Origin of the sequence: Candidatus Palauibacter irciniicola (assembly GCF_965208695.1) — a bacterium.
GTDB lineage: Bacteria > Gemmatimonadota > Gemmatimonadetes > Palauibacterales > Palauibacteraceae > Palauibacter > Palauibacter irciniicola.
This window is the reverse complement of record NZ_OZ242352.1, coordinates 659,127-672,175: the sequence shown is the minus strand read 5'-3', so window position 1 is coordinate 672,175 and position 13,049 is coordinate 659,127. Positions and strand designations below refer to the sequence as shown.

At 71.6% G+C, this 13,049-nt stretch carries 12 protein-coding genes; 2 read left to right on the top strand and 10 right to left on the bottom strand.

The window, feature by feature from the left end; all coding sequences use genetic code 11:
• Window positions 1-36: 36 nt before the first annotated feature.
• The 4 genes from ACOGI9_RS02745 to murQ are packed head-to-tail and all read right to left on the bottom strand — an operon-like array spanning window position 37 to window position 5,802.
• Entirely contained in the window at window positions 37-1,764 is a 1,728-nt protein-coding gene (locus ACOGI9_RS02745) for a sodium:solute symporter family protein (RefSeq protein ID WP_419858376.1), read from the bottom strand.
• Window positions 1,761-3,221, bottom strand: coding sequence for a glycoside hydrolase family 3 N-terminal domain-containing protein (locus tag ACOGI9_RS02740; protein WP_419858375.1), 1,461 nt, complete (start codon window positions 3,219-3,221; stop codon window positions 1,761-1,763). The genes ACOGI9_RS02745 and ACOGI9_RS02740 overlap by 4 nt, the downstream gene beginning before the upstream one ends.
• Window positions 3,218-4,345 (bottom strand): anhydro-N-acetylmuramic acid kinase, encoded by a 1,128-nt coding sequence (locus tag ACOGI9_RS02735; protein WP_419858374.1) that lies wholly within the window; start codon window positions 4,343-4,345, stop codon window positions 3,218-3,220. The genes ACOGI9_RS02740 and ACOGI9_RS02735 overlap by 4 nt, the downstream gene beginning before the upstream one ends.
• Window positions 4,342-5,802, bottom strand: a complete 1,461-nt coding sequence (gene murQ / locus ACOGI9_RS02730) for an N-acetylmuramic acid 6-phosphate etherase (RefSeq protein ID WP_419858373.1) — start codon at window positions 5,800-5,802, stop codon at window positions 4,342-4,344. Before murQ ends, ACOGI9_RS02735 begins: the two co-directional genes overlap by 4 nt.
• 219 nt (window positions 5,803-6,021) lie before the next feature.
• Between murQ and ACOGI9_RS02725 the strand changes: the two genes are divergently transcribed.
• Complete coding sequence (locus tag ACOGI9_RS02725; protein ID WP_419858372.1) at window positions 6,022-6,669, top strand: endonuclease III domain-containing protein; 648 nt, start codon at window positions 6,022-6,024, stop codon at window positions 6,667-6,669.
• Between the two features lie 32 nt (window positions 6,670-6,701).
• On the opposite strand, the gene ACOGI9_RS02720 is transcribed toward ACOGI9_RS02725, so the two are convergent.
• Complete coding sequence (locus ACOGI9_RS02720; protein WP_419858371.1) at window positions 6,702-7,445, bottom strand: hypothetical protein; 744 nt, start codon at window positions 7,443-7,445, stop codon at window positions 6,702-6,704.
• 100 nt (window positions 7,446-7,545) lie between these two features.
• On the opposite strand from ACOGI9_RS02720, the gene ACOGI9_RS02715 reads away from it, so the two are divergent.
• On the top strand, window positions 7,546-9,327 hold the full coding sequence (locus tag ACOGI9_RS02715; protein WP_419858370.1) for an ABC transporter ATP-binding protein: 1,782 nt from the start codon (window positions 7,546-7,548) through the stop codon (window positions 9,325-9,327).
• Between the two features lie 19 nt (window positions 9,328-9,346).
• On the opposite strand, the gene speB is transcribed toward ACOGI9_RS02715, so the two are convergent.
• The 5 genes from speB to coaE form a co-directional block, all read right to left on the bottom strand.
• On the bottom strand, window positions 9,347-10,210 hold the full coding sequence (gene speB, locus ACOGI9_RS02710) for an agmatinase (protein WP_419859225.1): 864 nt from the start codon (window positions 10,208-10,210) through the stop codon (window positions 9,347-9,349).
• Window positions 10,211-10,287: 77 nt separating this feature from the next.
• The gene (locus tag ACOGI9_RS02705) at window positions 10,288-10,689 is read right to left on the bottom strand and encodes a Fur family transcriptional regulator (RefSeq protein WP_419858369.1); all 402 of its coding nucleotides are present in this window, start codon (window positions 10,687-10,689) and stop codon (window positions 10,288-10,290) included.
• Window positions 10,690-10,802: 113 nt separating this feature from the next.
• Complete coding sequence (locus ACOGI9_RS02700) at window positions 10,803-11,252, bottom strand: hypothetical protein (protein WP_419858368.1); 450 nt, start codon at window positions 11,250-11,252, stop codon at window positions 10,803-10,805.
• A 136-nt stretch (window positions 11,253-11,388) separates the two neighbouring features.
• Window positions 11,389-12,423 carry a DHH family phosphoesterase gene (locus ACOGI9_RS02695; RefSeq protein ID WP_419858367.1) on the bottom strand — a complete coding sequence of 345 codons (1,035 nt, stop codon included), beginning with the start codon at window positions 12,421-12,423 and terminating at the stop codon, window positions 11,389-11,391.
• Entirely contained in the window at window positions 12,420-13,049 is a 630-nt protein-coding gene (coaE, locus tag ACOGI9_RS02690; protein WP_419858366.1) for a dephospho-CoA kinase, read from the bottom strand. The genes ACOGI9_RS02695 and coaE overlap by 4 nt, the downstream gene beginning before the upstream one ends.

The following is a 13,049-nucleotide window of genomic DNA, read 5'->3' as shown; positions in this document are numbered from 1 at the left end:
ACCGCCTCCGGGGCCGCTCGTGGGGTGACGCGAACGCTAGACGGCGCGCCGCGTGCGCAGGATCCAGAGCCCGGCGCCGCCCACGGCGGCCACGGCGGCGGAAAGGGCCGCGGTCCGCGGCTCGAGCAGAAGCATGGCTCCGAGGGCGAACATCGCCCCGAACAGGAGAAGCGTTGCCCCGGCCGTCCGCAGGAGCGCCTCGCGGAGAGGAAAGTCGGGAGACACGCCCGCCCGCTCGCGGATCGCGTGCCAGCCCGGCCCGGCGGGCCGCACCCGTCGGTAGAACTCCACCAGGGTCGCCTCGTCCTCCGCGCGCGTGAACCACATCACGGGCAGCCAGACCGCCGCCGAGCCGAAGGCGGTCAGTGCGAGCCGCGTCCCGAACTCCATCGCGCCGAACGCCGGAAGATAGGAGCAGAGGGCGATGGCGAAGCCGGCGAGCATGGAGGCGAGTTCGGCCCAGGCGTTCACCCGCCACCAGAACCAGCGCAGGATGAGCACCGCCCCGGGCCCGGTGCCGATGGCGATCATGAATCGAAAGAGCGCCCCGATGTCGTCGGCGAAGAACGCCGCCGCCGTCGCGGCCGCGACGATGCAGGCCGAAGCGAGCCGGCCCAGCAGAATGAGTCGCGCGGACGACGCATCCGGGTCGACGAAGCGGGCGTAGAGGTCGTTCACGAGATAGCTGGCGCCCCAGTTGATCTGCGTCGAGACGGTCGACATGAAGGCGGCGAAGAACGACGCGACGACGAGCCCCAGGAGGCCGGCGGGAAGGTAGCGCAGCATGAGCATCGGGTATCCCAGATCGGGATCGGCCAGATCCGGAAAGACGACGACGGCCACGAGTCCCACGAGCACCCAGGGCCACGCGCGGACCACGTAGTGAAGCCACACGAACCACCATGCGGCGCGCTCCGCGTCCGCCTCGGTGCGGCAGGCGAGGAGGCGCTGCACGAACTCGCCCCCGCCATCGGAGCGGCGGAAGGCCCACCACTGTATGCCGAGGTAGGCGAGGAAAGTCCCGAACGGGAGGGCTTCGGACCCCGGCCGGGGGACCATCCCCAGTGCATCGCTCCGCCCCGCCGCCGCGAGTTGAGCCTTGAGTTCCGCAATCCCGCCGATTTCCGCCAGGGCGAAGGCGGCCACGAGAATGGCTCCGAAGAGCGCGAGGAAGAACTGGAAGAAGTCCGTCGCGACGACGCCCCACAAACCGGCGATGCTCGCGTAGGCGAGCACGAAGATGGAGAGGGCCACGACGGCCCACAGGCGCTCGTCTCCCGGCATCCAGCCGGACAGGTCCGGGAGGAGCCCGAGAGCCTCGACGACCTTGCGCATCGCGAGCATCACGAAGCCGATCGAGATGCAGTTGATCGGCACCGCGAACAGGAAGGCGCGCGTGGCGCGCAGGACGGCGGCGGGGCGGCCGCCGTAGCGAAGTTCCGTCAGTTCCACATCCGTGACGATCCCGGCGCGGCGCCACAGACGCGCGAAGAGGTAGATGAGAAGGAGGTGGGAAAGGCCGAACGACCACCATTCCCAGTTGCCGGCGATGCCCCGGCGTGCGATGAGGGCCGAGACATAGAGCGGCGTATCCACCGAGAAGGTGGTCGCGGCCATCGAAGTGCCCGCGAGCCACCACGGCAGCGCGCGTCCCCCGACGAAGAAGTCGACGATGCTCCCGCGCGCCCGGCGCGAGAGCCACAGGCCCACGCCGAACGTGAGGGCGAGGTAGATCGCGACGATCCACCAGTCGGCCGGACTCAACGGTCCGCCCTGCCGGGCCGCGCCCCCGCCACCGCGCCGACCGCGGAGCACAGCCACTCCGCGGCGGCGCGTTCCATCACCGTCTCGGTGGACCAGGCGCAGATGCCGGGGACGCCGAGCACATCGAGCCAGCGGCGGTGCCCGAGCAGCACGACGAGGCCGCGGCGTGCCGAGCGGACGAGAGCGCGCGTCCGCTCAACGACTTCGGCCGCGGGCGCGCCCCGGCCCTTCCAGCCGCGAGGCGTCGCCGCGAGCACGACGATGCACTGCCCGGCGTCGGGGCTGTCCGTGACCCGCCAGCCGGCCGCGCGCAGATCGTCGGCGACGATCGTGCCCAAGGCCCCCGCCCGGCCGGCCGGCGGCCCGACGTCGGGGTCGTCCGACACCCCGACGACCCGCGTCGGGGCCCGCGGCGTCCAGCCGCGCAGGACCTCCGCATCCCCCGCGATCGTATCGCGGGCGAAGGCGACGGGCTCGAACTCCGGCCGCGACGCCCGCGCGGAGGGCGGGCAGCTGCGGGTCGAACGGGTCGAGGCCTCCTGAAGCCGGGCGGCAAAGCGCGGGTCGTCGGCGGCTCGCGCCAGCGACGCGACCGCCGCTTCGGCATCGGCCGGATAGCAGATGAGGTCGCACCCCGCGCCGACCGCCCCGACGGCGGCGCTCGCGGCGTCGGGGCCGGCGCCGCCCATGATCATGGCGTCCGTCGTCACGACCCCTTCGAAGCCCAGCCGTCCACGAAGGAGTCCCGAGACGATGTCCGGCTCCACCGTCGCCGCCCGCCGGCCGCCGAGCGCCGGGTAGGCGACGTGCGCGACCATCACGCTGGCGACCCGGTTCGCCGCGGCCGCGAAGGGTGCGAGGTCTTCCTCGAGCAGCTCGGCGGGGGCACCGATGGAGGGGAGTCCGATATGCGAATCCTCGGTCGTCCTGCCGTGACCCGGGAAATGCTTCGCGCACGCCGCGGCGCCGGCGGACTGGCAGGCGTCGATCCAGCGGACGCCCAGCTCTCCGACGCGCCGCGGATCCGCGCCGAAGCTGCGCGTGGCGATGATCGGGTTGTCGGGTTCCGCATCCAGATCGAGCACCGGCGCGATCACCCAGTTGATCCCGACGGACAGCGCGTCCCGGGCGGTGACGCGTCCCGCCGCCGCGACGGCGGCGCCGGGATTCGAATGCGCCGCGAGCGCCGCGGGCGGCGGCAACTCGGTCAGGCCCCGGATCTGCTGGCCCGCGCCCCGCTCCAGATCCGCCCCGATCCAGAGCGACCGCGCCGCGTCGTCGCGGATCCGCTCGACCAGACGACCGACGCGTTCCGCCTCGCCGCCGAACAGGATGAACCCGCCCACCCCGAGGGCGAGCGCCCGGTCCGCGCGCCGCTCCACCTCATCCGGAGACCAGCGATCGAGCCGGAGCGCTTCGATGACGACCCGGGCCGGGTCCACGTCGGACCGGGTCACGCGGCGGTCCGTACTCCGAGCAGACGGGGGCCGCGCGCACCCGTGGCCCACGGCGCGTTGGCGGGATACCCGAGCACATGCTGCCTCGCCAGGAGCGCGAAGGCCACGGCCTCGCGGGCGTCCGCGTCGAGGCCGAGGGCGGAAAGATCGCGGACGGGCACCGGATCCAGCAGTTGGTGCAGCCGAGATGCGAGAACCGGGTTCCGGGCTCCGCCGCCGCAGAGATAGCACGCCGCGGGAGGCTGCTCGATCCAGCGGTAGGCGTCCGCGATCGTGCGCGCCGTGAGTTCCGTCAGGGTGGCGATCGTGTCTTCGGGTGAGAGCGCGGCGTGTCTCCGCAGCCATTCCAACAGCCGGTCCCGGGAGAAGCGCTCGCGTCCCGTCGACCGGGGCGGGGGCCGGCTGAAGAAGGGATCGCTCAGCCAGTCGGAGAGCGCGTCTTCGCTCACGGCGCCGCGCCGCGCCATCTCTCCGTCGAGATCGAAGCGGGATCGCCCCTCCGTAAGGCACTCGACCGCCCCATCGATGAGTACGACCCCGGGACCGGTGTCGTAGGCCTTAGGCGTCGCCCCGCTGGATTCGGCGGGGAGCGCCGTCACGTTGCCGATTCCGCCGATGTTCTGAATCGCCCGCGATTCCGGCGCGCGGAAGAGGAGCCAGTCGGTGTAGGCCGTGAGGGGCGCGCCTTCCCCGCCTGCCGCCATGTCCCGGACGCGGAAGTCAGACACCACCGTGCACGAGGTGCGCTCGGCGATGACCGCCGCCTGGCCGAGTTGCAGCGTCGACCCTCCCCTGTCGCCCGCGGGAGGTTCATGCCACACGGTCTGGCCGTGGCTGCCGATGGCTTCGACGTCGGCCGGCCGGAGCGAGGCGGAAGCCAGCGTGCGGTTCACGGCCGCGCCGATCCGCTCGCCCAGCTCGAAGTCGAGCGCACAGATCGCCGCGGCGCTCCCCGAGGTGATGGCGCTGGCGATCCGTCCGCGCGCGGCGCGGTCGTAGCTCTCCGTCTCGAACGCGACGACGCGCCAGTCCTGCGGCCGCTCGCCGTCGCCCGCCGTCTCGACGACGGCGACGTCGATGCCGTCCAGCGATGTCCCGGACATCACCCCGATCCACAGCGTCACGCGTCCGCCTCGGACAGCAGCGCCGGGTGCACGCGCTCGCTCAGCCTCGTTTCGTGCGCGGCGTCGTGCTGCGCGACGCCGCGCAGAAACTGGTACAGGGTCAACGTCTCGGAGCCGATGCGGGCGCGACGGGAGAGGGCCGCCCCGACCGGCTCCGGACCCTCGGCCACGGCGGCCACGGTGACGGCCCTTTCCGCCGAAAAACCGGCGATCCCGGTCTCGAAGCCGCGTTCGGGCGGCCGGGCGCCCGCCGTCCAGTCGTCGAATGCCGGGAGGGAGGCTCCCGGGTCGGCGGCGAGCCACCGCTCGACTCGCGGCCTCACGGCGCTCCGCTCGAAATCCGCCAGGTGCGCGGCGTGCTGGCCCGGCGTCCACCCGGTTCGACGCGCGGCGATGCGCTGCCCCTTCGCTTCGGCCGCGGCGCCCGCCGCGCGTGCGGCGGTGAGACGGGCCGGCGCGGCGCTCAGCCGCGCGAGCAGCGCCGCGCCGTCGGGTCGGCCCGGCGCCGCCGGGTAGCCGCCGTAGCCGGAGGAACGCTCCGGGCCGCCGAAGCGCTCGACGGCGACACTCAGGAAGCCGTCCGCGCAGTCGAGGTATCGCTCGGCCAGGGCGCGGTCGACGCCCAGCGCCTGCATCGCGAGGGCCGTCTTCACGGCACCGCCCGTGCGGATCAGCGCGCGGCGCGCCTCCTCGCGCGATGCGCCCGTGAGCGTGACGAAAATGCGGAGCCCGCGGTCGACGAGTTTCGCGGATCGCGCGCGCAGGTCGACCATGAGATTCTCGAACACGCGGCCGCTGCGGATCATCGCCCCGGTGGTGATCGTGTTGAGCACGAGCTTCGTCGCCGTCCCCGCCTTCATGCGGGTCGAACCGGCGATGACTTCGGGCCCGACGAGCGGCAGAATGAGGTGATCCGCCAGTTCCGCGACCTCCGCGGGCGGTGCGGTGCAGCCGAGAAACGCGGTCCCGGCCCCGCGCGACGCGGCCTCCGCCAGCGCCCCGAGGACGTACGGCGTGGTTCCCGACGTCGCGATCCCGAGCACCAGATCCGCGGGCGAGACGCCGAACGCGCGGACCGCCTCGGCCCCTCCGCTCCGGGAATCCTCCGCCCCCTCGGCGCTCCGGACGAGCGCGCCGGAGCCCCCCGCAATGATCGCCTGCACGAGGCCCGGGTCCACGCCGAACGTCGGCGGACACTCCGCCGCGTCGAGCACGCCGAGGCGGCCGCTCGTCCCCGCACCGACGTAGACGAGCCGCCCGCCGCGACGGAAGCGCGCCACGACGTCATCGATGACGCGTGCGAGCGCATCCGCCTGCGAGGCGACGGCCTCCGGCACCGCGCGATCCTCCGCCTGTATCATGCGGACGATCATCGCGCTGTCCGCACGATCGATGGCGCGGGTACGCGGATTGCGGCCCTCGGTCAGACGGGGATCCAAGCGTCGGGTCGTCCTCACGAGCCCTGCGGCTCGTTGCTGGAGTTCGCGGCGTCCGGGTAAATTCGGCAGGCGCAAACGTAGAAGGTTCGCCTTGGGGGCGGGAGTCGCACCGTTCGAACGGGAGAGACGCCACACGTGAGCTCGAACGCAGCAGGGCTGCCACGGGCTGCCTGCCCTCAGACGACGCGGAGTCCCGAGCCCGACCTCGTCCTCGGGCGCCTTTCCGAGCGCTTCCCCGTGCCCGACAAGCCTCGCCTCGCCCCTCTGGACGAACTCGTCCTCACGATCCTCAGCCAGTCGACGACCGACGAAAACCGGGATCGCGCCTGGCGAACGCTCGCGGCGCGGTATCCGGCCGAGGACGTCGGTGGGGCGGCGGGCGGAGCGTCTCCCACCGGGCCGATCTCGTGGGAATCCGTGCTTCGAGCCACGCCGGCCGAGCTCGAGGACGCCGTACGCGTCGCCGGCCTCGCGAACCAGAAGGCGCCGGCCATCCACGCCGCGCTCCAGCGGCTCCGCGACGAGGTGGGGCGGATCACGCTCGACCACCTGGAGGAGATGGGCGACGAGGAGGCGATCGCCTACCTCACGACCTTCCGGGGCGTCGGGGTGAAGACCGCCGCGTGCGTGCTCTGCTTCTCGCTCCGCCGGCCCGTGCTCCCGGTCGATACGCACGTCCTCCGGATCGCACGGCGCCTCGCGTGGGTCCCCCCGCGGGCCTCCGCCGACCTGACCTACACCACCCTCTCGCGCACCGTCTCCCCGTCCGAGCGCTTCCGCATGCACATGCTGCTCATCACGTTCGGCCGCTCGCTCTGCCTCGCCCGGGCCCCGCGCTGCGGGGAATGTCCGCTCGAACCCGAGTGTCCCAGAATCGGTGTCTGACCGGACGCGCACGCCGGCGCGGATTTCCCTCCTCAGCTGTTCGGAAGCCCGAACACCAGGGGTTCGTCGAGCCGCAGCCTGAGGATCGTTCCGGCCGGGAGCGCCGGTCCCGTTCCGTCGGCCGCGAGGAGGACCGCGGAACCGCTCGCGGCTCCCGCGGCGGCGCCCGCGACGGCGCCTTGACGACCGCCGGCGAGGACGCGGCCCAGATTCGCGGGGGCCGTCCCTCCAGCCGCCGCGGCGCCTCCCGGCCCCGGCATGACCTGCACCACCGACGCCGACAGGGGCCAGGACGCTCCGTTGAAGAAGACGTCGACGAAGCGAACCTTCACCATCACGCGTTCGCCGCTCTCGCCCGCGTCATCATCATCCCCGCCTTCGCCCGCGGCCTCGACCGCGGTGATCTCGCCATTGATCAGCGAGTTCAGAGGCACCAGAACCGTGTAGTTCTCGATCAACGGCCGCGTCACGCCGAACTTCAGGGCGTCCCCGGGCCGAAGGTCGCCCGTTCGGATCGGATCGAGGAGTTCGACTTCGAGTTCCGCGCCGGCCCGAACGGTCACCATGGTGTAGGTCATCTCCGGGGCGCCGCCCGGCTCGGCCACCGCCGGAGCCGGCATTCGCCGCACGGGTGACGCGGGCGGCGCGCTCGCCGCCGACGCGTCGTTCGCCTCCGCGCGCCCCTCCGCCCCGGGGCCGATTTCCGGCGCACAGCCCATGACCATCGCGGTCATCGCGCCGAGCGCGGCGACCGTCGCTGACGTTGTCCGCTCCATCCTGTCCCTTCCATCGTGTCGTTGTACGGCCTGCAACCCGCACATACGTTCGAACGGTGCCCCGCAGAATAAACGCCCGGCGGCTCCACTCGGAGACATCTTGAGATCGCTCAGAGCCCTGCTACCCTACTTCCGCCCGTACCGCGTGGGAATCGCGGCCGGGCTCACGCTCGTGATCCTGAGCAACCTGTTCACGGTCGCGGGCCCGTGGGTGCTCAAGATGGCGGTCGACGCACTGGAGAGGGAACTCCGCGCCGACCTCATCCTGCGCTACGCCCTCGTGCTCACGGCGATTTCCGTCGTGGCCGGCGCGACGAGATTCTGGATGCGCAAGCTTCTCAACGGGCTCAGCCGCCGCATGGAGACTGATATCCGGGGCGCCCTCTTCGCGCACCTCCTCAGGCTCCCGCCGCAGTTCTTCGACGCCTGGCGGACGGGCGATCTCGTGAGCCGCGCGACGAACGACGTGCAGGCGGTCCGCATGGTCGCCGGACCCGCGATCATGTATGCGGTGAACACCGCCACCGTCGCGGCGCTGGCGCTCGGGCTCATGATCTGGATCGACCCCATGCTCACGCTGTGGGCGATGATCCCGATGGTCGTCCTCCCCCCGATCGTGTTCGTCTTCGGCCGGCAGATTCACGAGCGCTTCGAGAAAATCCAGGCCCAGTTCTCGGAGATCTCCAACTTCGCCCAGGAGAACCTGGCCGGGACCCGCATCGTGAAGGCGTACGTGCGCGAGGAGGCCCAGGCCCGGCGTTTCGAGACCCTCAACCGGGACTACAGGTCGCGCAACCTCTCCCTCGCCCGCGTGTGGGGGCTGTTCCACCCGTCGCTGATGTTCTTCGCCGGCGTCGGCGCGGTCGTCGTCCTGTGGTTCGGAGGCGGACAGGTCATCCGCGGCGCGATCACCCTCGGCGATTTCGTCGCCTTCTCCTTCTACCTCACGATGCTGATGTGGCCGATGATCGCCCTCGGCTGGGTCACGAACCTCTTCCAGCGCGGCGCCGCCTCGATGGGCCGCCTCAACGAACTGTTCGACATCGTTCCCGATGTCCGCGACCCGGAGTCGCCGGTCTCGCTCGGGTCCGTGCGGGGCGCGCTCGAGTTCGACGACGTTTCCTTCCGCTATCCGGGGACGGAGCGCGATGTGCTGCGGGACATCTCCTTCCGTATCGAACCCGGGCAGACGGTCGCCATCGTCGGCGCGACCGCGAGCGGAAAATCCACGCTGGCCGCGCTTATCCCCCGTCTCTACGACGTGACCGAGGGGACGGTTCGCCTGGATGGCGTGGATGTCCGGGAACTGGACCTGGGTTCGCTGCGCGACTCGATGGCCTTCGTGCCGCAGGAGCCGTTCCTGTTCAGCATGCGGCTGAGGACGAACATCGAACTCCTGCACGGAGCGAGGGATGCGGGGGAGCCGGTCTCGGACGAACTCCGCAGCGCGCTCGCCGTGTCGCAACTGGAGAAGACGCTGGCCATCCTTCCCGACGGGATCGACACGCGCCTGGGCGAACGCGGCATCAACCTCTCGGGCGGACAGAAACAGAGGGCCACGCTGGCCCGGGCGGTCCACCGGGACGCGCCGGTGCTCATCCTGGACGACGCCCTGTCGGCCGTGGATTCGGAGACGGAAACCGCGATCCTGGAGGCGCTGCGGGAATACATGTCCGGGCGCACTTCCATCATCGTGTCCCACCGCGTGTCGGCGGTGCGCACGGCGGACATGATCCTGGTCCTGGAGGACGGCCGCCTCGCGGAGCGCGGCAGGCACGAGGATCTGATCGCGGCCGACGGCGTCTACGCCCGCCTGCTTCGCCGGCAGCTCGTGGCCGAGGAACTCGAGCGCATCGAGCGGCGGCGCGTCGCAAGCGCCTGACCGCCGCGGCGGGCCCCGGCTACCGGTACTCCGACCAGAACCCGATCATCTTGTAGGCGAGCTTCGCCGCCGTGAAGGCCGACGCCTCCTCGCCCTGCCGCGGGGCGAGTTCCACGATGTCCGCGCCCACGACGTTGCGCTCGCCGAAGACCCGGGAGAGCAGGTCCAGCGCGTCCCACCAGCTTCCGCCCCCGGGCTCCGGCGTACCGGTGGCCGGCATCAGCGACGGATCGAAGAAGTCCACGTCGAACGTGATGTAGACGTTCTCCCCCAGCGCCTCCGCCGCCCGCTCGATCCACCCCGGCCGGCGCATCTCGTGCGCGAAGACGACCTCGATCCGGTGGTCGCGGATGACGTCGCGCTCCTCCCGCGTGAGCGCGCGGATCCCGACCGCCACGATGTCCGCCGCATTCCCCCGGTTCCCCCCGTCCGGCCCGTGCTCGAGTACGCGGCGCATGACGCAGGCGTGATTCCACGGAGAGTCGTGGTGGCGATCCCTGAGGTCGGTGTGCGCGTCGAACTGGAGAATCGTGAGGTCGCCGCCGAGCCGGTCCGCCCACGCGCAGGCCGGGGCGCTGGAAATCGAATGTTCCCCGCCCAGTCCGATGATGAACCGGTCCCCGGCGGCTTCGAGCAGGTCGTCGTACAGGGCCCGCAGCCTCGCGATCGCGGGCTCCGGGCCGACCGTGCCGAGGTCGATGGACGGGAGCGTGCACACGCCGACTTCGTACGGCTCGCGGTCCAGTTCCTCGTCATACCACTCGATGTAGCGCGACGCCTCGATGATCGCGGCCGGACCTTCGCGCGTGCCCGTCCCCCAGCTTGTCGTCGCTTCGTAGGGGATGGGGAGGATGACGGCGCCCGCCGCGTCCCAGCGGCACAGTTCAGGCGGGAGATCGAGGAAGTTGCGGCGATCCGTCCAGGCGTGCTCCGCGAGACCGCGGGGCAGATCGGCCTCGTTCAGTGCAGGCAGTCGGGGCAGTAGCCCTCCAGCTCGAGCCGGTAGCCGACGACGTTGAACGGCGTCATTTCGGCCAGGCCTTCCATCCAGTCCAGCGGCCGCAGGCCCTCGACGTCCTGCACGCGGCCGCAGGAGAGACAGCGGATATGCTCGTGATCATCGGTTCGGCCGTCGTAGCGCGCCGGACCCACGCCGAGCGAGAGCTTGCGCGCGACGCCGCAGGTCACGAACGCCTCGAGCGCCTTGTAGACCGTGGCGAGACTGATGTCGGGAATCTGCTCGCGCACGGAGGTGAAGACGTCGTCCGCCGTCGGGTGCGAGGACGTGCCGGACAGCACGCGGTACACGGCCGCGCGCTGGGTCGTAAAACGGTGTCCCCCGGCCTCCAGGGCGCGACGCAACTCTTCTCGGGACACGCCGGGGCGTGGAGCTTCGGGAGGACTCACTTGACCATCACACTGTCAGGAACGGGCCATCGTTCGGCCTTCGCGGCCGATCCTCGCGTTCGCCGAAGCTAACGAGGCTGTCCGGCGGGATCAACGGAGGCATCCGCCTCCCGCGACTGTTCCAGGAGCGCCTCCCAGCGCGCGCCGTCACCTTCGATCGGTATGTGACGGACGGCCGCGGGCTGTCCGAGTCGCCGCTGGAGTCCGGCCACCAGGCCGGGCACGCGGTTCGCCGGCGCCCGCCCGTGCTCCACCACGACCTGGTGGGAGGGCGTGCCGTTGGCCGGCACCATGCGGGCGCTGTAGAGCGCGCGCCCACCGTCCTCGAGGATGCTCGTGAAGAGGAAGAACTCGGAGGACTCCTCGACCTGAGGGAGCGGCGGGAAGAGCCACACGTCCGCGATGCGGGGCGGAGGGATGCGCCGACTGAGGTCGCCGAGCCGTGCCGCGCGAGAACCCGGATCTTCCATGACCCCGTTCCCTGCGTGCGGCATGTCCTTCGTGACTTTCGCGTCCATCGCACCCTCCCCGCCGAATCCCCACCCCGGGCCCCGTTACAGGCGGCCCCGAACGCACGGCACCTCCACAACATACGCCGAACGGCCGGACGGAAGCAATCGGAAAGCGCGCGTCCACGCGCCCGGCCGGTCGGCGCTACCGGTCCGTCTTCGAGACGACGGCCGCCTCCACGAGCGGGCGCAACGCATCGAGCACGACGCGCACGGCCTCGTCCAGATCGAGTTCCACGAGGACGCCGGAAGCCTTCGCGTGTCCGCCGCCGCCCAGGAGTTGCGCGACGCCGGACACATCCACCTCCCCGTTCGAACGCAGCGACACCTTCGTTCGGTCGCGGGCGAGGCCGCGGAAGAGGAGTCCGACCTCCATTCCCGCGAGCCGGCGCGGGAACTCGACCAGACCTTCCATGTCCTCGCTTCGTGCCCCCGTCCTCGAGAGGGCCCGCCGGTCCAGCGCGATCCAGGCGATGGGGGTGCGAGGATCGACCTCAAGACGCTCGAGGGCCAGCCGCATGAGGGCCAGCCGCCCCCGGCTGTACACGCCGTACAGCTCGCGGAACAGCGCACCCGTATCCACTCCCGTCTCCAGCAGCTCGCTCGCGATCGCGTGCGCGCGGGGGGAGGTATTCGAGAAACGGAACGAGCCCGTATCCGTCGAAATCGCCGCATAGAGGGCTTCCGCTTCCGCGCGCGTGAGCCCCTCCTCGTCGAGGGAGAGCAGGTCATATACGAGTTCGCCCGTCGCGCAGGCGGAGGGATCGCGGATCGCCGGTTGCACGAGCGGCGACCCCACGGGCGGATGATGGTCGATCAGGACGCCGCCCGTCCGCTCCGCATGCCGGGGCAGGCCGCCGAGACGCTTCGGCTCGGCCGTGTCGAGGATGGCGATCGTGTCGGCCCCGTTCAGCGGGTCCGCGGCTGCCGGATCCTCCTCGACGAGCGCCGGGATGTCCCTGAGGAGGAATCGCAGCGAGGCCGGCGGCCGGCTCGGGGTGACGATCGTGGCCTCGGCCCCGTGCCGCAGCAGCCTGGATGCCAGCGCAACCATGCTGCCGACGCCGTCGCCATCGGGGTTCACGTGGGTCGTGAGCACGACGGACGAGGCGTCGCGCAGTCGGCGCCGGATGGCCTCGAGCGCCTTCGCACGAGCGGGCGACATCGGCGACGCGGTCACGTCCCGCCCTCGCCGGCCGCCCGCAGGATCTCCCGCCACAGCCCGCGCGCGGCGATGTCCAGTTCTTCGGGACCGCCGCGGTTGTCGAGCACGCGGTCGGCGCGACGCCGTTTTTCCGCGGCCGCAAGTTGCGCCGCATCGATGGCGGCGAAGTCCTCCGCGGTCCAGCCACGGGACCCCAGCGCCCGCGCCTCGCGCACCTCTCGTGGCGCATCCACGACGACGATCATGTCGTAGTCGTCTTCCAGGCCGACCTCGAACAGGAGGGGGATTTCCTCGACGACCACGCGGCTGCCGGCCGCCGACGCCTCGGCGATGCGGCGGGCCCGGAGTTCACGGATTCCGGCGTGAGAGATCGCTTCGAGGCGTTCGCGGGCCTGTTCGTCGGCGAAGGCCGCCTCGCGGAGCGCGGCTCGGTCGATGGCCCCGTCCGGGCCGATGACCCCGCTCCCGAACGTCTCGCGGATGCGGGCGAATGCCGGGGATCCCGGACGCACGACTTCGCGCGCGAGGTCGTCGGAGTCGATCACGGTGGCGCCCCGTTCCGCCAGGTTGCGCGCCAGCGTGCTCTTGCCGGCGGCCACGGTCCCGGTCAGTCCGACGCGAAACGGCATCGCGCCGTTCAT